At 67.0% G+C, this 22,782-nt stretch carries 25 protein-coding genes and 1 tRNA gene; 10 read left to right on the forward strand and 16 right to left on the reverse strand.

Going from position 1 to position 22,782, the window contains the following annotated elements:
• Position 1: 1 nt before the first annotated feature.
• Both WKW82_RS18425 and serS read right to left on the reverse strand, forming a co-directional pair.
• Positions 2–91 (reverse strand) — tRNA-Ser (locus WKW82_RS18425).
• A gap of 51 nt (positions 92–142) precedes the next feature.
• Positions 143–1,474, reverse strand: coding sequence for a serine--tRNA ligase (serS, locus tag WKW82_RS18430; protein ID WP_340343767.1), 1,332 nt, complete (start codon positions 1,472–1,474; stop codon positions 143–145).
• Between the two features lie 116 nt (positions 1,475–1,590).
• Here serS and WKW82_RS18435 point away from each other — a divergent pair, with 116 nt between their 5' ends.
• Positions 1,591–2,001 (forward strand): VOC family protein, encoded by a 411-nt coding sequence (locus WKW82_RS18435; RefSeq protein WP_340343768.1) that lies wholly within the window; start codon positions 1,591–1,593, stop codon positions 1,999–2,001.
• A 135-nt stretch (positions 2,002–2,136) separates the two neighbouring features.
• Here WKW82_RS18435 and WKW82_RS18440 read toward each other — a convergent pair whose 3' ends face one another.
• From WKW82_RS18440 to WKW82_RS18450, 3 genes are read right to left on the reverse strand one after another with little or no spacing between them, the layout of a single operon-like run.
• Positions 2,137–3,051, reverse strand: coding sequence for a threonine/serine dehydratase (locus tag WKW82_RS18440; protein WP_340343981.1), 915 nt, complete (start codon positions 3,049–3,051; stop codon positions 2,137–2,139).
• Positions 3,052–3,104: 53 nt separating this feature from the next.
• Positions 3,105–4,079: a 4-hydroxy-3-methylbut-2-enyl diphosphate reductase gene (gene ispH, locus WKW82_RS18445; protein WP_340343769.1), complete on the reverse strand. Its 975-nt coding sequence runs from the start codon at positions 4,077–4,079 to the stop codon at positions 3,105–3,107.
• Entirely contained in the window at positions 4,076–4,531 is a 456-nt protein-coding gene (locus WKW82_RS18450) for an FKBP-type peptidyl-prolyl cis-trans isomerase (protein WP_340343770.1), read from the reverse strand. Before WKW82_RS18450 ends, ispH begins: the two co-directional genes overlap by 4 nt.
• A 219-nt stretch (positions 4,532–4,750) precedes the next feature.
• Here WKW82_RS18450 and radC point away from each other — a divergent pair, with 219 nt between their 5' ends.
• Both radC and WKW82_RS18460 read left to right on the forward strand, forming a co-directional pair.
• The gene (radC, locus tag WKW82_RS18455) at positions 4,751–5,428 is read left to right on the forward strand and encodes a RadC family protein (protein WP_340343771.1); all 678 of its coding nucleotides are present in this window, start codon (positions 4,751–4,753) and stop codon (positions 5,426–5,428) included.
• Between the two features lie 35 nt (positions 5,429–5,463).
• Positions 5,464–6,123: a Smr/MutS family protein gene (locus WKW82_RS18460; RefSeq protein WP_340343772.1), complete on the forward strand. Its 660-nt coding sequence runs from the start codon at positions 5,464–5,466 to the stop codon at positions 6,121–6,123.
• A gap of 13 nt (positions 6,124–6,136) precedes the next feature.
• Here the strand turns inward: WKW82_RS18460 and WKW82_RS18465 are convergent, their stop codons facing one another.
• Positions 6,137–7,369 carry an NAD(P)/FAD-dependent oxidoreductase gene (locus WKW82_RS18465; protein WP_340343773.1) on the reverse strand — a complete coding sequence of 411 codons (1,233 nt, stop codon included), beginning with the start codon at positions 7,367–7,369 and terminating at the stop codon, positions 6,137–6,139.
• 18 nt (positions 7,370–7,387) lie between these two features.
• Positions 7,388–7,807, reverse strand: a complete 420-nt coding sequence (locus WKW82_RS18470) for a group II truncated hemoglobin (RefSeq protein WP_340343774.1) — start codon at positions 7,805–7,807, stop codon at positions 7,388–7,390.
• A 147-nt stretch (positions 7,808–7,954) separates the two neighbouring features.
• On the opposite strand from WKW82_RS18470, the gene WKW82_RS18475 reads away from it, so the two are divergent.
• Positions 7,955–8,785 carry an ABC transporter substrate-binding protein gene (locus tag WKW82_RS18475; RefSeq protein WP_340343775.1) on the forward strand — a complete coding sequence of 277 codons (831 nt, stop codon included), beginning with the start codon at positions 7,955–7,957 and terminating at the stop codon, positions 8,783–8,785.
• A gap of 46 nt (positions 8,786–8,831) precedes the next feature.
• Here the strand turns inward: WKW82_RS18475 and WKW82_RS18480 are convergent, their stop codons facing one another.
• On the reverse strand, positions 8,832–9,146 hold the full coding sequence (locus tag WKW82_RS18480) for a hypothetical protein (RefSeq protein ID WP_340343776.1): 315 nt from the start codon (positions 9,144–9,146) through the stop codon (positions 8,832–8,834).
• Positions 9,147–9,378: 232 nt separating this feature from the next.
• Between WKW82_RS18480 and WKW82_RS18485 the strand changes: the two genes are divergently transcribed.
• The 4 genes from WKW82_RS18485 to WKW82_RS18500 all read left to right on the forward strand — a co-directional run bounded on the left by WKW82_RS18485 (position 9,379) and on the right by WKW82_RS18500 (position 12,631).
• The gene (locus WKW82_RS18485; RefSeq protein WP_340343777.1) at positions 9,379–10,074 is read left to right on the forward strand and encodes an amino acid ABC transporter permease; all 696 of its coding nucleotides are present in this window, start codon (positions 9,379–9,381) and stop codon (positions 10,072–10,074) included.
• Positions 10,075–10,150: 76 nt separating this feature from the next.
• Positions 10,151–10,861 carry an amino acid ABC transporter permease gene (locus tag WKW82_RS18490; protein WP_340343778.1) on the forward strand — a complete coding sequence of 237 codons (711 nt, stop codon included), beginning with the start codon at positions 10,151–10,153 and terminating at the stop codon, positions 10,859–10,861.
• Positions 10,858–11,601 carry an amino acid ABC transporter ATP-binding protein gene (locus WKW82_RS18495; RefSeq protein WP_340343779.1) on the forward strand — a complete coding sequence of 248 codons (744 nt, stop codon included), beginning with the start codon at positions 10,858–10,860 and terminating at the stop codon, positions 11,599–11,601. Before WKW82_RS18490 ends, WKW82_RS18495 begins: the two co-directional genes overlap by 4 nt.
• Positions 11,602–11,617: 16 nt before the next feature.
• Positions 11,618–12,631 (forward strand): isopenicillin N synthase family dioxygenase, encoded by a 1,014-nt coding sequence (locus WKW82_RS18500; RefSeq protein ID WP_340343780.1) that lies wholly within the window; start codon positions 11,618–11,620, stop codon positions 12,629–12,631.
• Between the two features lie 6 nt (positions 12,632–12,637).
• On the opposite strand, the gene WKW82_RS18505 is transcribed toward WKW82_RS18500, so the two are convergent.
• On the reverse strand, positions 12,638–15,154 hold the full coding sequence (locus tag WKW82_RS18505) for an ABC transporter permease (RefSeq protein ID WP_340343781.1): 2,517 nt from the start codon (positions 15,152–15,154) through the stop codon (positions 12,638–12,640).
• Positions 15,155–15,446: 292 nt separating this feature from the next.
• Between WKW82_RS18505 and WKW82_RS18510 the strand changes: the two genes are divergently transcribed.
• Both WKW82_RS18510 and WKW82_RS18515 read left to right on the forward strand, forming a co-directional pair.
• On the forward strand, positions 15,447–17,240 hold the full coding sequence (locus WKW82_RS18510) for a DUF8189 domain-containing protein (protein ID WP_340343782.1): 1,794 nt from the start codon (positions 15,447–15,449) through the stop codon (positions 17,238–17,240).
• 75 nt (positions 17,241–17,315) lie between these two features.
• Entirely contained in the window at positions 17,316–17,615 is a 300-nt protein-coding gene (locus WKW82_RS18515; RefSeq protein WP_340343783.1) for a protease inhibitor I42 family protein, read from the forward strand.
• Positions 17,616–17,639: 24 nt separating this feature from the next.
• On the opposite strand, the gene WKW82_RS18520 is transcribed toward WKW82_RS18515, so the two are convergent.
• The 7 genes from WKW82_RS18520 to fdh3B all read right to left on the reverse strand — a co-directional run bounded on the left by WKW82_RS18520 (position 17,640) and on the right by fdh3B (position 22,736).
• A complete protein-coding gene (locus WKW82_RS18520; protein WP_422823511.1) occupies positions 17,640–18,479 on the reverse strand; it encodes a formate dehydrogenase accessory sulfurtransferase FdhD in 840 nt (279 codons plus the stop codon).
• A 112-nt stretch (positions 18,480–18,591) separates the two neighbouring features.
• Positions 18,592–18,864, reverse strand: coding sequence for a hypothetical protein (locus WKW82_RS18525; RefSeq protein ID WP_340343785.1), 273 nt, complete (start codon positions 18,862–18,864; stop codon positions 18,592–18,594).
• A 288-nt stretch (positions 18,865–19,152) separates the two neighbouring features.
• Positions 19,153–20,271, reverse strand: a complete 1,119-nt coding sequence (locus WKW82_RS18530; RefSeq protein ID WP_340343786.1) for a serine hydrolase domain-containing protein — start codon at positions 20,269–20,271, stop codon at positions 19,153–19,155.
• Between the two features lie 10 nt (positions 20,272–20,281).
• Entirely contained in the window at positions 20,282–20,683 is a 402-nt protein-coding gene (locus WKW82_RS18535) for a hypothetical protein (protein WP_340343787.1), read from the reverse strand.
• The gene (locus WKW82_RS18540) at positions 20,680–21,852 is read right to left on the reverse strand and encodes a formate dehydrogenase subunit gamma (protein WP_340343788.1); all 1,173 of its coding nucleotides are present in this window, start codon (positions 21,850–21,852) and stop codon (positions 20,680–20,682) included. Before WKW82_RS18540 ends, WKW82_RS18535 begins: the two co-directional genes overlap by 4 nt.
• 15 nt (positions 21,853–21,867) lie before the next feature.
• Complete coding sequence (locus tag WKW82_RS18545) at positions 21,868–22,116, reverse strand: hypothetical protein (protein ID WP_422823512.1); 249 nt, start codon at positions 22,114–22,116, stop codon at positions 21,868–21,870.
• Positions 22,113–22,736 carry a formate dehydrogenase FDH3 subunit beta gene (fdh3B, locus tag WKW82_RS18550; protein ID WP_340343789.1) on the reverse strand — a complete coding sequence of 208 codons (624 nt, stop codon included), beginning with the start codon at positions 22,734–22,736 and terminating at the stop codon, positions 22,113–22,115. The genes WKW82_RS18545 and fdh3B overlap by 4 nt, the downstream gene beginning before the upstream one ends.
• Positions 22,737–22,782 lie beyond the last annotated feature (46 nt).

Consider the following 22,782-nt stretch of genomic DNA (forward strand, 5'->3'; position numbering starts at 1 on the left):
CTGGAGGAGAGGGAGGGATTCGAACCCTCGGTACGTTCGCACGTACGCCTGATTTCGAGTCAGGTACATTCGACCACTCTGCCACCTCTCCAGTGTCTGTCGAGCCGACGATTATAGCAGGCACTTTTGCCTGCCTTGCAGCTCAAGCGCGCAAAACCGCCAAACCGCCGATGTACGGCTGCAACGCGGCCGGCACGTTGACCGAGCCGTCTTCGTTCTGGTGGTTCTCCAGCACGGCGACCAGCGTGCGGCCCACAGCCAGGCCGGAACCGTTGAGCGTGTGTACCAGTTCGTTCTTGCCCTGCGCGTTCTTGAAGCGCGCCTGCAGCCGTCGCGCCTGGAAGGCTTCGCAGTTGGACACCGAGCTGATCTCGCGGTAGGTGTCCTGCGCGGGCAGCCACACTTCGAGATCGTAGGTCTTGGTCGAGCCGAAGCCCATGTCGCCAGTGCACAGGAGCACCACGCGGTAAGGCAACTCCAACGCCTGCAGCACCGCCTCGGCGTGGGTGGTCATTTCCTCCAGCGCTTCGTAGCTCTTCTCCGGGTGCACGATCTGCACCATCTCGACCTTGTCGAACTGGTGCTGGCGGATCATGCCGCGCGTGTCGCGCCCGGCGCTGCCGGCTTCGGAGCGGAAGCACGGTGTGTGGGCCGTGAGCTTGATCGGCAGCGTCGACTCCGCCACCACCTCGTCGCGCATGAAGTTGGTCAGGGGCACTTCGGCCGTCGGGATCAGGTAGAGCGCCGAATGGTCCGGGGCCGGCTCACCGTCCTGGCCACCCTTCTTCGCCGCGAAGAGATCGCCTTCGAACTTGGGCAACTGGCCGGTGCCGCGCAGGGTGTCGGCGTTGACGATGTACGGCACGTAGCACTCGGTGTAGCCGTGCTGCTGCGTCTGCAGGTCGATCATGAACTGGGCCAGCGCGCGGTGCAGGCGCGCAATCGGCCCCTTCATCGCAGCGAAGCGCGAGCCCGAGAGCTTGACGCCCATCGCGAAGTCCAAGCCGAGCGGTTCGCCGAGGTCGACGTGGTCCTTCGGCGTGAAGCCGAGCGGCGTGGCCGAGGCGCCGGCCCCGCCCTTCGGCGCCCAGCGACGCATCTCGACGTTGGCATGCTCGTCTTCGCCGAGCGGCACGCTGGCATGCGGCAGGTTGGGCACGGCCAGCAGCAAGGCTTGCAGTTCGGGCTGGAGCGCGTCGAGGCGCGTCGCCCCCGACTCCTGCTCGGCCTTGAGCGCATTGACCTCGGCCATCAGCGCATCGACCGATTCGCCCTTGGCCTTGAGCGGCCCGATCTGCTTGTTCAGCGTGTTGCGGCGGGCCTGGATTTCCTCAGTGCGGGTCTGCAGGACCTTGCGCTCGCTTTCGAGCGCGCTGAACGCCTCGACGTTGAGATAGGGCTGGTTCTTCTTGCGGGTCTCAAGGCGCGCGACGGCCGAGGCCAGGTCCTTGCGTAACAGTGTGATATCGAGCATGCATCGATTTTAGGGAGCATTGGCCCCGTATTCCGTGCGTCGGATCAGGCGTACTCGCGACTCGAGCCCGCGGACTTACCATCAGCGCCCTACCAACTCACACAAGGGGACACCACATGGAAGCGTATCTGTCATTCAACGGCAACTGTGCCGAGGCCTTCGATTTCTACGGCAAGTGCCTGGGCGGCAAGACCCTCTTCAGCATGACCTTCGGCGACAGCCCGATGGGTCCACAGACGCCCGACGACTACAAGGGCAAGATCATGCATGCGACCTTCGAGGCGCGCGGCAAGCAGATCATGGGGTCCGACATGCCGCCGGGCATGCCCTTCGAGGGCTACAAGGGTTTCACGCTGTCGGTGCAAAGCAGCGACGTGGAAGAAGGCCGCAAGCTGTTCGATGCGCTGGGTGAAGGCGGCAAGGTCACGATGCCCTACGCGCCAACCTTTTGGGCCGCCGGCTTCGGCATGCTGGTGGACAAGTTCGGCGTGCCGTGGATGGTCAATGTCCAGCACGCGAGTCAATGAACCCACCCCCGAATGCGCCTGCGGCACTCCCCCTCAAGGGGGCGCACCCAGCGGCCCGGCAAAGCCGGTTCCGCGGGTGCCCACGAAAAAGCGTTGTTCGCCCTCGATGAGCGGCCACGAACCACCGCGAGAGACTCAAGCCAGGCTGGCCGGATCGACGTTGGCGCCGCAGATGACCAGGCACACCTTCTCGCCGGCGCGCGGCACGTAGGCGCCCGTCTGCAGCGCAGCCAGCGGCAGCGCGGCGGCCGGCTCGACGGCCAGCTTCAGTTCTTTCCAGAGCCACAGTTGCGCGGCGCGGATCGCCTCATCGGGCAGCAGCAAGGCATCGCGCACCTGGCGTTGCGTGATCTCCCACGCGATAGTGCCGATGCGTCGGGCGCCCAGCGAATCGGCTGCGACGCCGCCCACTTCCACATCGACCGGCTCGCCGGCTTCGCGCGCACGGAACAGGGTCGGCGCTCGCTCGGGCTCCAGCGCAATGACGCGGCTGCGTTGTTCGAACCAGGCGGCCAGGCCACCGATGAGTCCGCCACCGCCCACGCTGACGAGCACCGAATCGGGCAGGCCGCCCTGCTGCTCGATCTCACGGCCCAGCGTGCCGGCGCCGGCGACGACTTCGGGCTGGTCGTAGGCATGTGTCAGCAGTGCGCCGGTCTCGCGTTGGCGCGCGAGGCAGGCAGCGAGCGCGTCGGCGTATTGCTCGCCCACGACCACCACGTCGGCGCCCAGGGCGCGCAGCCGGGCGCGCTTGGCTTCGGGCGAGACGCCGGGCAGGAAGACTTCGCATCGCACGCCGAGCGCACGGGCCGCCGCCGCCGTCGCGATGCCGGCATTGCCGCCCGAGGCGACTACCACGCCGCTGGCCGGGATGTCATGGGCCAGCAGCCGGTTCATCATGCCGCGCGCCTTGAAGCTGCCGCTGACCTGTTGGTGTTCCAGCTTGAGCCAAAGCTCGACGCCTTCCGCAGCATCGAGGCCGAGCGCAGGCGGCTGCAGCTTCCAGAGTGGCGTCTCGCGCAGGAAGCGCGCGGCGCGCCCGTCGCGCAGGCGCCGCGCTGCAGCGTCGACTTCGTCGCGCCAGCGAATATCGGCGAGCGCGCTCAACCGAGGTGTCCCGGCGGTGGCGGCTCGAGCCTGAGGCCCTTGGGCAAGGGGAATTTGGTGGTCTCTTCGATGCCGCCCATCTTGCGCACCGACACGGCGCCGAAGCTGCGGATCCGATCGATCACCTCGCTCACCAGCACCTCGGGCGCCGAGGCGCCAGCGGTCAGGCCGATGCGTGACTTGCCTTCGAACCATTCGGGCTTCAGCTCGGTCGCGTCGTCGACCATGTAGCTCTCGGTGCCGAGGCGCTGTGCCAATTCGCGCAGGCGGTTGCTGTTGGAACTGGTCGGACTGCCGACGACGATCACCAGGTCGACCTGCGGGCTCATGATCTTGACCGCGTCCTGCCGGTTCTGCGTGGCGTAGCAGATGTCCTGCTGCTTGGGCTCGCGCACCGAGGGGAAGCGTTCCCGCACGGCCGCGGCGATCTCGGCGGCATCGTCGACGCTGAGCGTGGTCTGCGTGACCACCGCCAGCTTCTCGGTCTGGCCCGGCTGCACACGGGCCACGTCGGCGACGTCTTCCACCAGGTGAATGCCGCTGGACAACTGACCCATCGTGCCTTCGACCTCGGGATGCCCCTTGTGGCCGATCATGATGAACTCGAAGCCTTCCTTCGCGAGCTTGGCGACCTCGACGTGCACCTTGGTGACGAGCGGGCAGGTGGCATCGAAGATGTCGAAGCCGCGATCGCGCGCCTCCTGTTGCACCGCCTTGCTCACGCCGTGCGCGCTGAAGACGAGCGTGGCGCCCGGCGGCACTTCGGCCAGGTCTTCGATGAAGATCGCGCCCTTGCTCTTGAGCGAGTTGACCACGAAGGTGTTGTGGACGATCTCGTGGCGCACGTAGATCGGCGCGCCGAACTTGGTGAGGGCGCGCTCGACGATCTCGATGGCGCGGTCCACGCCCGCACAGAAGCCGCGCGGCTCGGCGAGCAGGACTTCTTCCAGTTTTCTTGTACCTGCGCTCACAACACACCGATCAATTGCACTTCGAAGGTCACGGGCTGACCTGCGAGCGGATGGTTGAAGTCGAAATGCACGGCGGTATCGTTTGAGTCGATGACGGCGCCGGCATAGCTGCCGAGGCCATCGGGTGTCGGGAACTGGACCACGTCGCCGATGGCATAGCGCTCGTCGGGGTCGCCCATCTGCGCGAGCAGCTTCTTGGCCACCCACTGCTGCATCTCGGGATTGCGCTCGCCGAAAGCTTCGCCGGCAGCGAGTTCGAAGGTGGCATGGGTACCCTCTTCCAGGCCGATCAGGCGCTTCTCCATTGCTGGCGACAATTCGCCGGTGCCAAGCGACAGCGTGGCAGCCTTGTCGGCGAAGGTGTTGATGATGTCGCCCGCAGGGCCGGCCAGCCGGTAGTGCAGCGTGAGGAAGGAGCCGGGGGTGACGACGGCAAGGGTGGGCGCAGACAAGGTGGGAAGTCCCGATAAACTGAACTCCGCATTTTAGTTTTTTGACCGCCCCCGCACCAACAGCCGCCAAAGAGTCGGATTGCCATGCGGGGAAACACCGCAGAAACGGTTTCGCCGGACTGGCTGTGTTGCCCTTGACAGGGGCGGAGAGAGCGCACGAAGTGGCGCGGGGCCTGGGCGAGATTTTCAAGGGAGTGGGGTCGTGGAGACCCCGGAAAAATGACATTCAAGGATTTGCCGGCCGAAATGCGCCCGCGAGAAAAACTCATCGCGCGCGGCGCGGGCGCACTGGGCGACGCCGAACTGCTCGCACTGCTGCTGCGCACCGGCATCGCCGGCAAGAACGTGCTGCAGTTGTCGCAGGAATTGCTGGACCGCTTCGAAGGCATCGCCGGGCTGCTCAATGCCAGCCTGGATGACCTGAAGGGCATCAAGGGACTCGGCGGCAGCGCAAAGCGGGCCGAGCTCAGCGCGGTGCTGGAACTGGCGCGCCGCGGCCTGGCCGAACAGCTCAAGGCGCGCGCCGTGTTCGACTCGCCCGATGCCGTCAAGCACTATCTGCAACTGCACCTGGGGGCGCGCTCGCACGAGGTCTTTGCGGTGATCTTCCTGGATGCGCAGCATCGGCTGATCGCGATGGAGGAACTGTTCCGCGGCACGCTGACGCAGACCAGCGTCTATCCGCGCGAGGTCGTGACGCGCGCCCTGCACCGGCAGGCTGCCGCCGTGGTGCTGGCGCACAACCATCCGAGCGGATGCGCGGAGCCTTCGCGCGCGGACGAGTTGCTGACGCAGACGCTCAAGGCCGCGCTGGCGCTGATCGACGTGCGGGTGCTGGACCATGTGATCGTCGGCAAGGGCGTGTCGCTGTCGATGGCCGAGCGCGGACTGGTGTAGGGGGCGTGTCGCAGGAAGCTCGTAGGATGGAGGCAATGGCCTCCAAATCCTCCAGCAACCTCAAGACGCTCGCCGACCTGAAGACGATCCAGCGTTCGTTGGCCGAGCAGCGCGAGCGCGAAGCGGCCGAGGCCGCAGTGCGCGCCGCCACCGAGAAAAAGCGGTTGGCCGAAAGCGACTTGTTCTCGCGCGCCATCGGCGCCACGCAACCCCTGCGCCGCAAGGCCGCCGTGCCGCTGGCGCCCGAGCCGCCAGCGCCGATTCCAGTCCAGCACCAGCTCGACGAGCAACGCGTGATGCGCGAATCGATCAGCGACGACTTCGACGTGACGACGCTGCTCGACGTCGACGATGCGATGAGCTTTCGCCGGCCGGGCATCGGTACCGACGTGACGCGCAAGCTGCGTGCGGGCGAATGGTCGATCCAGCGGGAAGTGGACCTGCACGGGCTGCGCAGCGACGAGGCGCGCGATGCCCTCGGCGCCTTCATCCGCGGTGCGCACAAGGCCGGTGTGCGCTGCGTGCGCGTGGTGCACGGGAAGGGGCTGGGCTCGCCCGGCAAGCAACCGGTGCTCAAGACCAAGACGCAGCGCTGGTTGATCCAGAAGAACGAGGTGCTGGCCTTCGTGCAGGCCAAGCCGGCCGAAGGTGGGGCCGGCGCGCTGGTGGTGTTGCTGGCGCCTGTGGGGAAATAGCCTCGCGCCGCGCTTACGCGAGCAACGACTTCAACGCGACGGCCACATCCGCCACCGCCGCGGCATCCGGATTCTTGCCGGCCTCCAGCAACTTGCGGCTCATCATGTGATCGACCGGCGCGTTGACCGACTCGACGCAGGCGAGTTGTCCGCCGACGTAGTGGAACAGCGAGAACGCATTCGGGTTCGCGCCTGGTCCGGGACGGCGCACGGTGGTCAGGCCCGGCGTGCCTTCGGCGGGCATCAGGCCGGCCATCTGCAGGCGCAAGTTCAGTTGATCGGACCAGAACCAGGGCAAGGCGTCGTGCGGTTTCGGCGCGCCGGTGAGCGTGGCGACCGCGGTGCGGGCCTGGTCGTTGGCGTTTTGCACGGACTCCAGGCGCAAGGCACGGCCGGCGCGGCGGTCGGGGAAGCGGGTGCAGTCGCCGACGGCAAGCACGTTGGGATCGCTTGTCTGCATGTGCGCGTCGACCACGATACCGTCCGCGCATTCGATGCCGGCGGCTTGCGCGAGCGCGGTCTCGGGGACAGCGCCGATGCCGAGCAGCAGGAGGTCGACGGGCTGCTTCACACCATCGACTTCGATCGAGGCGAGGTGTTGACCCTCGAGATCGAACGCGCCCAACTTCGCCCCGAGCACGATGTCCATGCCCGCGGCGCGGTGCGAGGCGAGCACGTGCGCCGACAGGTCCGGCGACACGGCCCGACCGAGCAGGCGCGGCGCCACCTCGATCACGCGCACGGTCTTGCCAAGGCCTTTGGCCGTGGACGCGACCTCCAGCCCGATGAAACCGCCGCCGAGCACCGTCACATCCTGCGCTTCCAGCAGGCGGGTACGCAGGCGCTGCGCCTCATCGGCGGCGCGCAGCGACACGACGTTGTCGAGCGCGGTGGTCGACAGGCCCGAGAGTTGTCGCGCACGCGTGCCGGTGGCGAGCACCAGGCGTTCGTAGGGCAGCACCGCGCCGGAGCGGAGCGACACGGTCTTGGCCGCGCGGTCAATCGATTGCGCCGCGTCGCCCAGATGCAGCGTGATGCCCGCATCGCGGTACCAGTCGGCGGCCTTGTGCGGTTGCGTGGCTTCTTCTGCACTCTTGAGGAATGTCTTGGACAGGGGTGGCCGGTGGTACGGCTCGCAGGCTTCCTCGCAGACCAGGTGCACGCGCGCGCCCTGCCCCGCTTCAACGAGTCCGGCGCAAAGTTGCGCAGCGGCGTGGCCGCCGCCGATGATGATGATCGAGTTCATGAGGGTTGATTGCTTGGTTTATCCAGCGCGGTTGCGCATCCAGTCCGCGGTCTGGAAGAAGGAATTGCGAAGGCGTTCACGCAGAGCGTCGGGCACGCCGGTCTCGCCCATTGCCTGGTCCATGCAGGCCAGCCATTCGTCACGCTCCCGGATGCCGATGCTATGGCCACCGATGCTCTGCGGCAGGTGCCGCGCACGCAGCATCGGATGGCCGAAGCGGTCGGTGTAGTGCTGCGGGCCGCCGAGCCAGCCGCACAGGAACCAATACAGGCGCTGCCGCGCGTTGTCGAGCGAGGTGCCGTGCACGGCGCGAAGCCGTGCATACGCGGGTTCGAGGTCCATCAGATCGTAGAAGCGCTCGACCAACGCATGGACCTTGTCTTCGCCGCCGATCCATTCGAAGGGCGTCGCGAACGGGGCTTTTTCTTCAATCTGCATGGGCAGGAGTATCCCTCCGCACGCGTGGGCCGGAGCGGAGGCGGGGATACGGCGCATATGGATATGCGAACAGGCGATTTCATGACCCGGCGGTTTGTTGATAAGGTTCCGCCCCCGTATTTCATTTTCCCGAGTGGAGAGAACAACATGCGCCCTACCCTCATCGCCGCGGCCCTGGCCGCTTCCACCTTCCTGATGGGCACAAGCTTTGCCCATGCCGACCAACTGGCCGACATCAAGAAAAAGGGCGAACTCGTCGTCGGCGTGCTCGGCACCGACGAACCCGCGACCTTCGTCGATCCCAAGACGCGCCAGATCGTCGGCTACGAAGTCGACCTGGTCGACGCCATCGCGAAGAAGATCGGCGTGAAGCCGGTGCTCAAGCAGATCGCCGTGGCCGCGCGCATTCCGGAGCTGCAGCAGGGTCACGTGGACCTGGTGGCCGCCGGTCTCACGCACAACAAGGAACGCGAGGCGCAGATCGACTTCTCGCTCACCACCTTCGTCACCGGCCAGAAGGCCATCGTGAAGAAGGACAGTGGAATTACCGAAGTGCCGCAACTCGCCGGCAAGAAGGTGCTGACCATCCGCGGCGGCACGCAGGAGCCGAACATCCGCAAGGCAGTGCCCAACGTCGAGGTCGTGACCTTCGACACCAGCCAGCAGGCCTTCCAGGCGCTGCAGCAGGGCAAGGGCGTGGGCTACGTGGACGACGAGGCGGCGCTGCTGCGCAGCTATGCCAAGCTGGGCCCGGCAAAGGCGCAGTACGTGGTTCTCAAGCAGAACCTGAGCACCGAGTCGTTGGCCATTGGCATCAAGAAGGGCGAGGCCGCGCTCAAGGCGGTGGTGGACGAGACATTGCGCGATCTCGAGAAGTCGGGCGAGGCGCAGAAGATCTTCGTGAAGTGGTATGGGCCGGACACTGCGTCGGGCTTCCAGTCGCGCGACTTCAAGTTCAACACCGACAAGATCGAATAAAGCTCAAGCACTCGCCATGTGTCCGGCATGGCGGTGCCGTACGGCCTTACTTCGAAGTCGAGGCCTTGGTGCCTTCCTTCGCCGCTGGATGCTTGGGCATGTTGTCCTTGGCCATTGAATCCTTTGCCGTCGGCTCCGGCGCGGTGTTGTCGGCACTGGTGCCGGTGCCATCCTTGTTGACGGCCGGGTGATCAGACATCGGCTTCGTGTCCTTGGAACTGCCCGACGTGGGGTTCGGGGGTGCGACGGCGCTGCCCTTGCCTGAGCTGCCGCCGGCGGGTGGCGCGACAGCTTGTGCCATCGCGGAGGCGGACGTGAACCCGAAGCAGATTGCGAAAAGTGCTGCTGTAACTTTGGTCATGGTGTCTCCTTCAATGTTGGCAAAACACCTTCGCACCCGATGCGTGCGCCCGCCTGCACGCGCTCGTCGCCGCAGCCTGTGGGTCTGCGCCTACGATCGATCTTCACCCGAAGCGGTGCCCTCGCGAACACGTCGCCGGAGCGCATGGGACGGCTTCGACGCGCGGGAGGCAGCGGCGCCTGCGTAACATCATGTCCGCGCAGGCGCCCTCCCACACGCCGCCGGAATTCCGATGCCCTTGTTCGATTACTCCCTTCTGCTGACAGGCAAGTACCACGACATGCTGGTCGCGGGCCTGCTGCTGTCGCTGCAGCTGCTGGCGGTCGCGCTGGCGCTGGCACTGCCCATTGCGCTGGTGGTCGCACTGCTGCGCTTGTCGCCGATGGCGCCGCTGCGCTGGCTGGGCTTTGCATACGTGGAATCGATCCGCAACATCCCGCTGCTGGCACACATGCTGTTCTGGTACTTCGGCGCACCCGAGTTGCTACCGGAAGGTATCAAGCAGACGCTCTATGCGGGCCACATCGAGGCCTACAGCGCCGTGATTGCGCTGGCGCTGTACACGGCGGCCTTCATGGCCGAGGACATGCGCAGCGGCATCCGCGCGATTCCTTCCGTGCAGTTTGAGGCCGGGCGTGCGCTGGGCTTCAGCTACCTCGCGACCATGCGGCGCGTGGTGCTGCCACAGGCGCTGCGCGTGACCGTGCCGCCGCTGATCTCGCAGACGCTGAGCCTGTGGAAGAACACGTCCATCGCCACCGTGATCGGGGTGGCCGAGTTGATGTACCAGGCGGGGCAGGTCGAGAGCGCGAGCTTTCGCAGCGCCGAGTCTTTTGCCTTCGCGAGCGCGGCCTACCTGACGGTGTCGCTGGCCATCACGGGGCTTGCGACCTGGTACCACCATCGCTTTCCGGTGAGGACGATATGAACGGGCCGATGCTGAACAAGCCCCCCGGGGTTCGCGCGTCCGCGCTTCGGGCGGTCCGCCGCGGAGGCCACCGCTGATGCTGCAAGTCATCAACGACTACTGGGTGTACTTCCTCATCGGGCAATACCCCAACGGCCCGCTGGGCGGGCTGGTGCTGACGCTGCTGCTGGCCTCCTGCGGTTTGCTGCTGGCGCTGCCGCTGGGCATCGTGCTCGGGCTGGCGCGCGTGAGCCCGTGGCGCTGGCTGCGCCTGCCTGTGACGGGCCTGGTGTTCGTGGTGCGCGGGCTGCCGCTCTTGATGGTGATCTTCTGGGCCTACTTCTTCCTGCCCAGCGTGACCGGCGTGAAGACCGACCAGTTCACCACGATGCTGATCGCGCTGGTGGTGTTCGATGCGGCCTACCTTGCGGAGATCGTGCGCGCCGGCATCCAGGGTCTGCCGCGCGGGCAGATGGAGACGGCCCGCGCGCTCGGCCTGAGCTACTTCAAGGCGATGCGGCTGGTGGTGCTGCCGCAGGCGTTGCGCAGCATGCTGCCCTCGCTGGTGAACCAGTTCGTCTCGACCATCAAGGAGACCTCGCTGGGCTACATCATCGGCCTGGCCGAGGTGTCCTTCATCGCGACGCAGATCAACACGCAGGTGTTCACCAAGCCGGCGCAGATCTACCTGATCCTGGGCGGCACCTACTTCATCCTCTGCTTCGGCTTGTCGCGCTTCGCCTACTGGCTGGAACGCCGGCTCGCGCGCCGCGGCATACCCAACGTCACCCGCAAGGTGCCCGCATGATCGAGCTTGAAAAAGTCAACAAGTGGTACGGCAGCTACCACGCCCTCGCCGACGTCACCGAGACCATCCGCAAGGGCGAGGTGGTGGTCGTGTGCGGGCCTTCGGGCTCGGGCAAGTCGACGCTGATCCGCACGCTCAACCGGCTGGAGCCGATCCAGTCGGGCCGCATCACGCTCGATGGCCAGGACATCCATGCGCGCGGCCTCGACGTGAATGCGTTTCGCTCGCGCATCGGCTTCGTGTTCCAGCAGTTCAACCTGTTCCCGCACCTCACGGTGCTGCAGAACTGCACCATGGCGCCGATGCAGTTGCGCGGCCTCGGCCGCGACGAGGCGGAGGAGCGTGCGATGGTCTTGTTGAAGCGCGTGGGACTCGCGAACAAGGCCAGCGCCTGGCCGAGCGAACTCTCGGGTGGCCAGCAGCAGCGCGTGGCGATTGCACGTGCGCTGGCCATGCAACCGCCGCTGATGCTGTTCGACGAACCCACCAGCGCACTGGACCCGGAGATGGTCGGCGAGGTGCTGCTCGTGATGCGCGACCTCACGCGGGACGGCATGACCATGGTCTGCGTGACGCATGAGATGGGCTTCGCGCGCGAAGTGGCCGACCGCGTGCTGTTCATGGACGAAGGCCGCGTGCTCGAACGCGCCACGCCCGACGATTTCTTCAACCGCCCGCAGCATCCGCGTGCGCAACAATTCCTCTCCGACATCCGCTCGCCGTTTGCGCGCGATGCATGACAAGCTCTCCACGACGATGACCACCTCTCCCGACCTCCTCTCGCTGCCCGTGATCGACGTTGCGCCGCTCGTGGCCGGCACACCTGGACGCGAAGCCGTCGCCGCTCAGATCGGTCAGGCCTGTCGCGCGCATGGCTTCTTCTATGTCATGGGCCACGGCGTCGATGCGGCGCTGGTGCGGCGGCTCGAAGACCTGAGTCACCAGTTCTTCGAGCTACCGGAAGAGACCAAGATGCAATGGCGCATGGCCCTCGGTGGGCGTGCCTGGCGCGGCTTCTTCCCGCTCGGCGGCGAGCTGACATCCGGGCGGCCGGACTGGAAGGAAGGCCTCTACCTCGGCACCGAATTACCCGCCACCCATCCGCTGGTTCAGGCGAAGATGCCCGTGCACGGTCCCAACCTGTTCCCCGAGGTGCCGGGCTTCCGCGAGACCATCCTCGACTACATGGCCGCGGTCACGTCGCTGGGCCATCGGCTGATGGAAGGCATCGCGCTGAGCTTGGGCCTGCCGGCCTCGTACTTCGCCGAACGCTACACCTCGGATCCGCTGATCCTGTTCCGCCTCTTCAACTATCCGTCGCAAGCTGTGCCGCAAGGCATGGACGTGCAATGGGGCGTCGGCGAGCACACCGATTACGGGCTGCTGACGATCCTGCACCAGGACCACATCGGCGGCCTTGCGGTGAACACGCCGGCAGGCTGGATCGACGCGCCACCGATCAAGGGCTCCTTCGTCTGCAATATCGGCGACATGCTCGACCGCATGACCGGCGGGCTCTACAAGTCCACGCCGCACCGCGTGAAGCGCAACACCTCCGGGCACGACCGGCTTTCGTTCCCGCTGTTCTTCGATCCGAACTTCGAAGCGCGCGTGCAGCGCATCGAAGGCTTGGCCGGCGCGGACGCGCGCGACGACAGCACGGAGCGCTGGGACCGGGCGAACGTGCATGCGTTCAATGGACGCTATGGGGACTACCTGCTCGACAAGGTGTCGAAGGTGTTCCCGCAGTTGCGCGCTGAAGTGCTCTGAGCGCGTCTACTCCGCCGCCCTCCGCAAGGTATCCACCACCGGCCGCCGCAGCACCTCGCGCAAGCCCCACCAGCCCGCCGCCAGCGCCAGCACAGCTCCCGCCAACGACCCGAAGATCGGCACCACCGGTGACGCGGTCCAGGTGAACTCGAACACGTAGCGGGCCAGCGCCCAGCCGATCGCCGAGGCGACGATGCTGGCCAGGAAGCCGGCGAGCAAGCCGACGCCCGCCAGTTCGGCGCGTTGCACCTGCCGCAGCAAGGTCCCGCGCGCACCCACGGCACGCATCACCGCGAACTCGCGCGCCCGCTCCTCGCGCGTGGCCGTGACCGCGGCGAACAACACCACCAGCCCGGCCGCGAGCGTGAAGCCGAACAGGAACTCGACCGCACGGATCACCTGGTCAAGCACGCGCTGCACCTGCACGATGGTCGCGCTCATGTCGACGTTGGTGACGTTCGGATAGGCGCGCACCAGCGCGTTGTCGAAGCCCTTGGTCTCGGGCGCGCGGAACGCGCCCATGTAGGTGATGGGCACGTCGGCGAGCGTCGCCACCGTGTACATCACGAAGAAGTTGGCATGCAGCGAGCCCCAGTCGACCTTGCGCAGCGAGGTGACGCGCGCCTCGCTCGGGATGCCGCCGATGTCGAAGCGCAGCTTGTCGCCGAGCTTCAGGCCCAGCGTCTCGGACAGGCCTTCCTCCACGCTGACTTCGCCTTGCGCATCGGGCGTCCATTTGCCCGCGACGATGCTGTTGTGCGGCGGTGCCTCGGCACTGTTACTGAGGTTGAACTCGCGGTCGACCAGGCGCTTGGCACGGTCCTCGGTGTAGTCGTCCGGCGAGACAGGCTTGTCGTTGATGGCCACGAGGCGACCGCGGATCATCGGGTACCAGTCGAACTTGTTGATGCCTGCATCGCGCAGGGATTTCTGGAAGGCGTCGCTCTGGTCGGGCATCACGTTAATGACGAAGCGGTTGGGCGCATCGGGCGGCGTGGCCTTCCGCCAACTGGCGACAAGGTCGGTCCGCAACAGCACCAGCAGCACCAGCGCCAGCAGACCCACCGCCAGCGCGCTCACCTGCACCACCGCATACACCGGCCGCGCAGAGATCTGGCGCGTGGCCAGCACCAGCCAGCGCGGCGCAGTCGTTTCATTGACACTGCGACGCAGCACCTTCACCGCCAGCCAGCTCAACAGCGCGAACACCGCCACCGCGCCGGCAAAACCGCCGACCGCAATGAGACCGAGCTTGATGTCGCTGCTGGCCGCGATGAGCAAGGCCGCGAAGCCGAGCACGCCGACGCTCAGCACCGTGATCGACGCCGGCTTGAGGCCGCCCACGTCGCGCCGGATCACGCGCAGCGGCGGCACCCGGGCCAGTTGCAGCACCGGCGGCAGCCCGAAGGCGAAGAGCAAGGTCAACCCCATGCCGAGACCGAACCCGACCGGCCACAAGGTCGCCGCAGGCAAGGCCGTCTCGACCAACCCGGCCAGCAGCACGACGAACACGTAGTGGATGCCGAAGCCGACCGCCACGCCCAGTGAACTGGCCACGAGGCCGACCACCGCGAACTCGAAGGCATAGGCACCCGCGATGGTGCGCTGGCTCTGGCCCAGCACGCGCAGCATGGCGCAGTCGTCGAGGTGGCTGGCCGCGAAACCGCGCGCAGCCAGCGCAACGGCGACGGCGCTGAGCAAGGCCGCGAGCAGCGCCACGAGGTTCAGGAATTTCTCGGCCCGGTCGAGCGTCTGGCGCATCTCCGGCCGGCCGCTCTCGAAGGACTCCAGCCGGATGCCGCGCAGTTCGCCCTTCTTGATGCCGGCATCGACTTCATTGCTGAACTGCTTGACCGGACCCGCCTCACCGGCCACGGCAAAGCGATAGCTCACGCGGCTGGCCGGCTGCACGAGGCCGGTGCGCGCGACGTCGGCCTGGTTGAGCATCACGCGCGGCGCAAAGCTCATGAAGCCTGCGCCACGGTCGGGCTCGAGCGTGATGATGCGGGCGATCTTCAAGTCGGTATCCCCGAGCAGCAGGCGGTCGCCGATCTTCAAGCCCAGCGACTCGAGCAGCGATGCATCGACCCATGCCTCGCCCGGCGCCGGCACGTCGCGCGTGTTTGCGCCGGGCACGTCAGGCGAGGTCGCGGTCTGCACGCTGCCGCGCAGTGGATAGCCGTTGGTCACGGCCTTGAGCGCGACGAGCTTGGTCGCGCCACCTTGCGCATCGTCGGCGCGAGCCATGGTCGGGAAGCCATAGCTGCCGGTGGACTGCAGGCCAAGCGCACGCGCGCGATCGATGAAGGCCTGGGGCGTCGGGTTGTCGCTGGCCAGCACGGCATCGCCGCCCAGCAACTGGCGCGCGTCGCGCTGCAGCCCGCCCTTCAATCGGTCCGCGAAGAAGCCGACCGCCGTGAGCGCGGCCACGGCCAGCAGCACGGCAACGATGAGCAGGCGCAGTTCGCCGGCGCGCAAGTCGCGCCATAGCGTGCGCCAACCGAGGCGTAGGGATGCATTCATGCGGCGAACGATAGCCGATGCCTGCGGCACCCCACGAATCGAAGGCCTTCCGGTCGTCGATGCGGGCATGCGCGGTCACCACGGCCATAAGGCATAGACCCCTACTTTTGAGGATGGCGCATGAGAGCCCCGCACCCAGACTGCCCCTCGACCGGACCTGACAAGACCTTGTACAGGCCAGTCGATTCGTACATTCAAGGAGGAAAAAATGGCTACTACGCCTATTGCTGTCACACAACTCACCCAACTGCTGACCGAACGAAGCGCGCGATGGCGCGCTGCGGATACAGCGGTGTCCCGACTCACCCCGGAACAACAGGCGCGATTGCTGGGCGCCGTGCCAAGCCCGGAATCCGCGCAGTTCATGGCCGCGGCCTTCGCCGCGCCGCCGATGCTCGCAGCCGCACCGGCTTTCGCCGCGCAGGTCGACTGGCGCAATCGCGGTGGCAACCATGTCAGCCCCGTGAAGAACCAGGGCGGTTGCGGGTCCTGCGTGTCCTTCGGCACTTCGGCGCTGATCGAATCCATGGCGCACATCGAGACCGGACGCTGGGTCGACCTGTCGGAGGCCGACTCGCATTTCTGCTCGTCGCACGGCGCCAACTGCAGCGGCTGGTGGCCCGACCAATGCCTCGACCAGGTGATCGCGCGCGGCATCAGCGATGAAGCCGGTTTCCCGTACGCGAGCGCGTTTCCCGGCAACAACATCTGGGCGGGACCGCCGGTCTGCAGGCTGGCACCCAACCGCGCCACCCGCATCACGAAGATCAACGCACGCCATGCGCTGGCCAACGAAACCGCGGCCAAGAACCACCTCACGAACATCGGACCGGTCACGGGTTGCTTCGACGTCTACCAGGACTTCTTCAACTACTCCGGCGGCGTCTATCACCATGTCAGCGGCGCCAAGGTCGGGGGCCACTGCGTGCTGGTGATCGGTTACTCCGAGGCGGAGCAGTGCTGGATCATCAAGAACTCGTGGGACGTCAGTTGGGGCAGCGGAGGCTTCGGCAAGATCGCCTACGCCGACCTCAAGTTCAACGGCCAGTTCTTCCCGATGTACGGCGCGACCGGCGTGAAGCTGCCGCAATCGGGCTGGCAACCGCTGGGCGGCAAGATCACGACCAAGCCTGTCACCGGCGTCAACAAGGACGGCCGCATCGAAGTGTTCGCGCGCGGCACCGACAACGCGCTGTACCACATGTGGCAGACCAGTCCGGGCGGGCCGTTCTCGGGCTGGGCGTCGCTGGGCGGCATCCTCACCAGTGCGCCGGCCGTCGTCAGCAACGCCGACGGTCGCCTCGAAGTCTTCGTGCGCGGCACCGATGGCGGGCTCCACCACATCTGGCAGGTGGCACCCAACAGCGGCTGGAGCGGCTGGGCACCGCTCGGCGGCGTGATCACCAGCGACCCGACGGCGGTGCGCAACGCGGATGGCCGGGTCGCGGTCTTCGCGCGCGGCTCCGATGGCGCGCTGTGGCAGATCCGGCAAGGGGGTCCACAAGCGGGTTGGACGGCATGGAGCAGCCTGGGTGTCCAGTTCAAGGGCAACCCGGTGGCGGCCAACAACGCCGACGGTCGCATTGAAGTGTTCATGCTCAGCGCGGGCGGCGCCTTGATCCACGTCTGGCAGGTCGTCCCCAACGGTGCGTTCGGCCCCTGGGCTTCGCGCGGCGGCGTGTTGACGAGCGGCCTCGGCGTGATCAACAACGCGGATGGGCGGCTCGAGGTCTTTGGCCGCGGTACCGACGGCGCGATGTGGCATATCTGGCAACAACCCCGGCCCATGGCCGCCTGGAGCAACTGGGCCTCGCTGGGCGGCGGCATCACGAGTGCCCCGGCGCTCGGTCGCAACAAGGACGGTCGGCTGGAGGCCTTCGTTCGGGGCACCAACGGCGCGGTGTTTCATTGCTGGCAAACCGGTGGGACGCCAAGCTGGAGCGGATGGGACTCGCTGGGTGGCGTCGTCGGCGGCGACCAGGCCGTCGCCAGCAACCAGGACGGCCGGATGCAGCTCTTTGCCTGCGGCAGCGATCTTGGCTTGTGGAACCGTTGGCAGACGGCGCCGAGCAACGGCTGGAATTGACCCCCGTCCAAACGTTGACCCACCCACCCGGGCGCCGCATCATCGTGGCGCCCGGCGTTGCCGAAGGAGACCTGAATGCCCGCCATCGAACGTCCGCCGATGCATCTTGAAGCCACGCGCGGAAGCCCGCTGGTGATCGAACTGGAATCTGCCCCAGGCGCGGGCGTCGTCTGGCTGCTTCCGGCGGCGCCCGAGGGATGTCAGCTCAGCGAAGCCGACAGCGTGCCCGGCGACACGGGCATCGGCGGCCCGGCGCGCCAGCGCTTCGTCCTGACCTGCACTGCGCCCGGACGCCGGCAATTGCGCTTCGAATTCAAGCGGCCCTGGGAGACAGAAGTGCGTGCGCTTCAGCCGGTGGACGTCGATGTCCGGTGAGCCGGGGCACGCGCGAAGCCGGGCTCAGCCGCCCACAACAGGTTCCGGCTGCAACACCAGCCGCCCTTCTCCCGCATAGCAAAGAAAGCGCCGGTTGGTCGCCCGCCCGATCGCGCAGAGCCCGACACGCTGCGCCACTTCGTGCCCCATCTGCGTGATGCCGCTGCGCGAGACCACGATGGGCACGCCCATCTGCGCCGACTTGATGACCATCTCGCTGGTGAGCCGGCCGGTCGTGTAGAACACCCGGCCCTTCGCGAGCGTAGCGGGCGATTGCATCGCGATCCAGCCGGCGATGGTGTCGATGGCGTTGTGCCGGCCCACGTCCTCGACGAAGCATTGCATCGTCACGCCACCGTCCGCTTCCAGCGTGAACAATGCGCAGCCATGCACCGAGCCGGCCGATTTGTAGGTGCTCTCCTGGAGCCGGATGGCGTTGACCAGCGCGTAGAGTTGCGCCTGCGTGAAGCGCGTGTCGGGCAGCTTCAGTGCGTCGATGCCGGCCATGAGGTCGCCGAACACGCTGCCTTGCCCGCAGCCCGTGGTCACGACCTTCTTCGCAGTGCGCTCCTCGATGCGGTCGATGCCGGCGTGTGTCCTGACAGCCGCCGCGTTCACCTCCCAATCGACCGTGATCGATTCGACATCGAAGGCTGAGTCGATCAGCCGCTGGTTGAGCAGGTAGCCCAGCACCAGCAGCTCCGGCTGCGCGCCGAGGGTCATCAGCGTGACGAGTTCGCGCCGGTCGACGTAGACGGTGAGGTCGCGCTCGGCGGGGATGGAGACGGTGCCGCGCTCGCCGTGCTCGTCGATGACGGCGACTTCGCGCGTGAGTGGCGCACGGGCGTTGGTCAGGCGGGGCAAGGACTGCGAACGGGCGTGGAGGCCGGGGAGCGTCGCCGTATCGGAAGGCGTTGAAGCATCAGGCAGGGACATGCCGGGCACGATAGCCCAAAAGCGATGCGCCGGCCCCAGGTCAACTCACCTTCGGGCAATCGCGCTGGGTGACGGAGAAGTCGATCTGCTGCTCCCGCACCATGTAGAGGTGCCGGAACGTCACGCCACGCGCCAGCAACGCGCGCACATTGGGCGTGCCACAGTTCTTGGCGGTGATGCGGCTGCGCAGCGCCGACGCGTCCATGCCGACCGGACGGATGTAGTGGTAGGTTGCGACGCGCGAGCGCGACTCGTATTCGGCGCCGATCAAGGTGGCCTGGTCTTCCGTGCGGATCGGCACCTGCTGCAGCACGCGCTGGACGCCGTTTTTTCATGCCGGCATCGAGTTCGGTGTCGCTCATGCTCGACAGGCCGGTTTGCCGATCCGCCCCGATGGCGGGCGTTGCGCCAAGCATCCAGGCGAATGCAAATGCAAGGAGCGGCAGGCGATGCGCTGGCGGGCGCATGGGCAGGCTTTCCGGTTCATGTGCGCAGTGACGACATGAAGCAAACTACGACTTTGGTATTCATATGCGTCATCAAGCGGTCGGCATGCGCCGGACGGCCGGGCCACTGGCCGCCGCGACCGCCATGCGCTGCGTCAGGCGGAGGGACCCGCCCCCGTGGCCCGAACCACCTGCGCGACCAACGCCATGACGGCGTTGTTCTGCGCGTACGCGTCGACGCGCGGCGCCAGGGCAGCCGTGACAACGGCCATCCGAAGCTCCGGCACCAGCAGCGCGAACTGTGCGCCGTAGCCCCAGCCCCACACCACACGCCGACCGTGCATCGAGCCTGTGAACCAGAGATCGCCGTAGCCGATGTCGGTAATCGGGGTCACACGCCAGTCCGCCGGTCCGCGCGGCCTGGTGCTCTCGGCCACCCAAGACGCAGGCAACACCTGCGTGCCCCGCCACTTGCCCCCATCGACCATCGTCCACGCGAGCTTCGCCAGGTCGCGCGTGCGCAGCACAAGGCCGCCGTAGGCCAATGGATTGCCGGTGCGGTCGCGCCGCCAGGCTAATCGCTCGATGCCAAGCGGCGCGAACAGGTCGCGCGACGCCACGTCGGCCATGTCGAGCCCGTGTGCACGCTGGAGGATGGGCGACAGCAGGCCGACGGCGGCGTCGTTGTAGCTCCACGCATCGGGCCCGGCCTTGCTGGCGGTCAAGCCCAAGGCGAATTGCACGGGGTCCGCGGCACTGGCGAACAGAGGCGTTTGCGTGCGCCAGTCATAGTCCAGGCCGGTGCGCCCGCTGAGGATCTGCTGCAACGAAACGCCCGTGACGACCGAGCCCGGCGCCCGTGCCGCGGCCTCCGGCAACAGGCTGCCGACCGTGGCCGACAACCCCGGCAGTTGCCCCCTCTGGAAAGCCTGCCCCACCAGCATCGATGAGACGCTCTTGGTCACGGAGTTGATCGGCAGTAACTCGTCGACCGTGGCACCGCCGTAGTAGCGCTCGCCCACCAGCATTCCGTTGCGCACCACCACCAGGCTGCGCATGGCGGGCAGGCGCGCACCGGCGTCCAGCGCATCGGCCAGCGCGGCGGCGTCGATACCCTGGCTTTCGGGCGAGGCGGATGGCCAGTCGGACGGAATGGCCCCCGCGACCTTCTGCGCTGGCGGCATGTCGATGCGCGTGGAGCGGCAACCGGCCGTCAGCGCTGCGGCTGCGGCGGCGAGCAGCAAATCGCGTCGGGTGGTCGATGGCGACAGCACGGCTGTCGCGTCAGGGCTTGGGCGTCGGGTTGGTGGTTGCGGCCGGTGCCGCGGTGCTCGGCGGCGATGCGGCGGTGGTCGCGGGCGAATGCGCGCCGGAGGCCTCCAGCGGCTTCGCCGGCTCGGCAGCGACATACACGAAGGGGCCGGGGTCGGTGCACGCCGGCGTCGCGGTCGCTGCGGGCACGGTCTTGCCCGCCGCCGTGGCGCTGGCCCGGTACTTGGCGGCGACGTTGTCCTGCGCAACGCAGAGCTTGTAGCTGTCCGTCTTGCCGACCCAGGCTGTGCGGGCCGCGGCCTCGGCCGCCTTGGCCTGCGCTTCCGGCGTCGGGGCCGGCGCGGGCAAGCGGGCCGCAACCGTGGAGGCAAACAGCGCCAGCGAGACGCAGAGGATCGGAACCGAATGCTTCATGTGCTGAGTCCTTTCGCGCCGGACACGCGCGCAGCTGGCTGTGAACCCGAGCGTTGCGCCGGGATCTTGCCGGCCACGATGTCGTCGTACCAGAGCTTGTGATGCTCGCGCGCCCAGGTCTCGTCGACCTCGCCCTTGCGCATCGCCCTGTACGCGCCCTTCATGCCCAGCGTGCCGATGTAGATGTGGCCCATGATCATCGCCATCATCAGCAGCGTGGACGCCGCATGGATCATGTGGGCGATCTGCATGTTCTCGCGCAGGTAGACCACGCCCGGCAGCAACTTGTCGAGGTACAGGCCCGATCCGATGACGATGCTGCCGAGGAACAGCACGCCACCCCAGAACACCATCTTCTCGCCGGCATTGAAGCGATGCGATGGCGGCTCCGTGCCGCCGAACAGACCGCCGCCCTTCTTGAGCCATTGCCAGTCGTCCTTGCCTGGCCAGTTGCTGCGGATGAACGTCGCGATCATGAACAGCGTGGTCACGACGAACAACGGCCCCATGAAGTTGTGGACGTTCTTCAGCCCATAGGTGAGCCAGCCGAACAATGCGCTGCCCATCACCGGCAACATGAAGAACTTGCCGAAGGCCATCACGATGCCGCTCAGGGCGAGCGTGACGAAGGCAATGGCGTTCGACCAGTGCGTGGCGCGCTCGAAGGGCGTGAAGCGCTGGATCTTGCGGCCTGTCTCGGCGCTGTGCAGCGTGATCGGGCCCTTCGCGAAGTAGAAGATGGCCAGCGCCAGCAAGGTCACGAACAACAGCGCGGCGCCGTAGGGGATGAGCCAGTCGTTGCGCACCTGGCGCCAGGCCTCGCCGGCGTTGGTGAAGCGCGAGCCGGGGTATTGCACGAAGCGCTGGATCAGGTTGCCCGCCTCCGGCGCCTCGCTCAGGGGCAGGCTGCTGTAGCCGGTGACGCCACCGCTCACCTGCCGCCACATCGGGGCGTTGTTTCCTGGCTGGACCTTGTTGCGCTCGCCATTGGTCTGGTCGAGGTAGCCGGGCTCGGCGCTGGCCTCGGGCTTGACCTCGAAGATGTTCTGGCTCTGCACGCCCGCTGGCGCGGCGGCGGGCGGCTGGGCGGCGGTCTGTGCCACGGCAGCGCCGACGCCCAGCAGGCTCAGCGAAAGGGACAGGCATAGGGCGTGGAGCGCTTTGCGCATGGGGCGGCCTCCGTCCTAATCCTTGTTGTATTCGTTCTGACCGTTCTGCGCGCGGTTCTTGAGCTGCTGTTCCCAAGCCACTTTCTCACCGACCTTCCAGCCGGGCGCGGAGAACGCGGTGCCCGTGTTGGCCGCCGTGCCGGTGCCCGACCAAGGCACGGCATCGTGCTTCACGCCTTCGGCATTGGTCTGCGGCTTCTCGGAGCACGCGGCCAGCACCACGACAGCCAGCATGACCGCGAGCCGGCCGTGCGCGCGGCTCACTTCGTCACCCCGTTGGCCGGCGGATTGCCAGCCTGCTTCGAGCCGTAGGCGGTGCCCCAGCCCCACACCTCGGCGCCCTTGCCGCGCTGCACGACGCGCGTGCGGAAGATCTCCGCCACCACGTCGCCATCACCGGCGATCAAAGCCTTGGTGGAGCACATCTCGGCACAGGCCGGCAGCTTGCCTTCGGCGAGGCGATTGCGGCCGTACTTCTCGAACTCCGCCTGCGAACCATTGGCCTCCGGGCCGCCGGCGCAGAAGGTGCACTTGTCCATCTTGCCGCGCATGCCGAAGGTGCCTTGCGACGGGAACTGCGGCGCGCCGAACGGGCAGGCATACGAGCAATACCCGCAGCCGATGCACACGTCCTTGTCGTGCAGCACCACGCCCTCTTCGGTGCGATAGAAGCATTGCACCGGGCAGACCGCCATGCAGGGCGCGTCGGAGCAGTGCATGCAGGCTACCGAGATCGACTTCTCGCCCGGCACGCCATCGTTGAGCGTGACCACGCGACGGCGGTTCACGCCCCACGGCACCTCGTTCTCGTTCTTGCAGGCCGTGACGCAGCCGTTGCACTCGATGCAACGTTCCGAGTCGCAGACGAATTTCATTCTTGCCATCTATGCCTCCCGCCGAGCGGATTGGTGACCATCGGATTTCATGTGA

The organism is Variovorax rhizosphaerae, assembly GCF_037889975.1.
Lineage (GTDB): Bacteria > Pseudomonadota > Gammaproteobacteria > Burkholderiales > Burkholderiaceae_C > Variovorax > Variovorax rhizosphaerae.

Excerpts from the sequence above, each read along its gene's own strand:
- serS (WP_340343767.1), bottom strand. The coding sequence starts at position 1,474 with ATGCTCGATATCACACTGTTACGCAAGGACCTGGCCTCGGCCGTCGCG.
- WKW82_RS18435 (WP_340343768.1), top strand. The coding sequence starts at position 1,591 with ATGGAAGCGTATCTGTCATTCAACGGCAACTGTGCCGAGGCCTTCGAT.
- radC (WP_340343771.1), top strand. The coding sequence starts at position 4,751 with ATGACATTCAAGGATTTGCCGGCCGAAATGCGCCCGCGAGAAAAACTC.
- WKW82_RS18460 (WP_340343772.1), top strand. The coding sequence starts at position 5,464 with ATGGCCTCCAAATCCTCCAGCAACCTCAAGACGCTCGCCGACCTGAAG.
- WKW82_RS18465 (WP_340343773.1), bottom strand. The coding sequence starts at position 7,369 with ATGAACTCGATCATCATCATCGGCGGCGGCCACGCCGCTGCGCAACTT.
- WKW82_RS18470 (WP_340343774.1), bottom strand. The coding sequence starts at position 7,807 with ATGCAGATTGAAGAAAAAGCCCCGTTCGCGACGCCCTTCGAATGGATC.
- WKW82_RS18475 (WP_340343775.1), top strand. The coding sequence starts at position 7,955 with ATGCGCCCTACCCTCATCGCCGCGGCCCTGGCCGCTTCCACCTTCCTG.
- WKW82_RS18480 (WP_340343776.1), bottom strand. The coding sequence starts at position 9,146 with ATGACCAAAGTTACAGCAGCACTTTTCGCAATCTGCTTCGGGTTCACG.
- WKW82_RS18485 (WP_340343777.1), top strand. The coding sequence starts at position 9,379 with ATGCCCTTGTTCGATTACTCCCTTCTGCTGACAGGCAAGTACCACGAC.
- WKW82_RS18490 (WP_340343778.1), top strand. The coding sequence starts at position 10,151 with ATGCTGCAAGTCATCAACGACTACTGGGTGTACTTCCTCATCGGGCAA.
- WKW82_RS18495 (WP_340343779.1), top strand. The coding sequence starts at position 10,858 with ATGATCGAGCTTGAAAAAGTCAACAAGTGGTACGGCAGCTACCACGCC.
- WKW82_RS18500 (WP_340343780.1), top strand. The coding sequence starts at position 11,618 with ATGACCACCTCTCCCGACCTCCTCTCGCTGCCCGTGATCGACGTTGCG.
- WKW82_RS18505 (WP_340343781.1), bottom strand. The coding sequence starts at position 15,154 with ATGAATGCATCCCTACGCCTCGGTTGGCGCACGCTATGGCGCGACTTG.
- WKW82_RS18515 (WP_340343783.1), top strand. The coding sequence starts at position 17,316 with ATGCCCGCCATCGAACGTCCGCCGATGCATCTTGAAGCCACGCGCGGA.
- WKW82_RS18535 (WP_340343787.1), bottom strand. The coding sequence starts at position 20,683 with ATGAAGCATTCGGTTCCGATCCTCTGCGTCTCGCTGGCGCTGTTTGCC.
- WKW82_RS18540 (WP_340343788.1), bottom strand. The coding sequence starts at position 21,852 with ATGCGCAAAGCGCTCCACGCCCTATGCCTGTCCCTTTCGCTGAGCCTG.
- fdh3B (WP_340343789.1), bottom strand. The coding sequence starts at position 22,736 with ATGGCAAGAATGAAATTCGTCTGCGACTCGGAACGTTGCATCGAGTGC.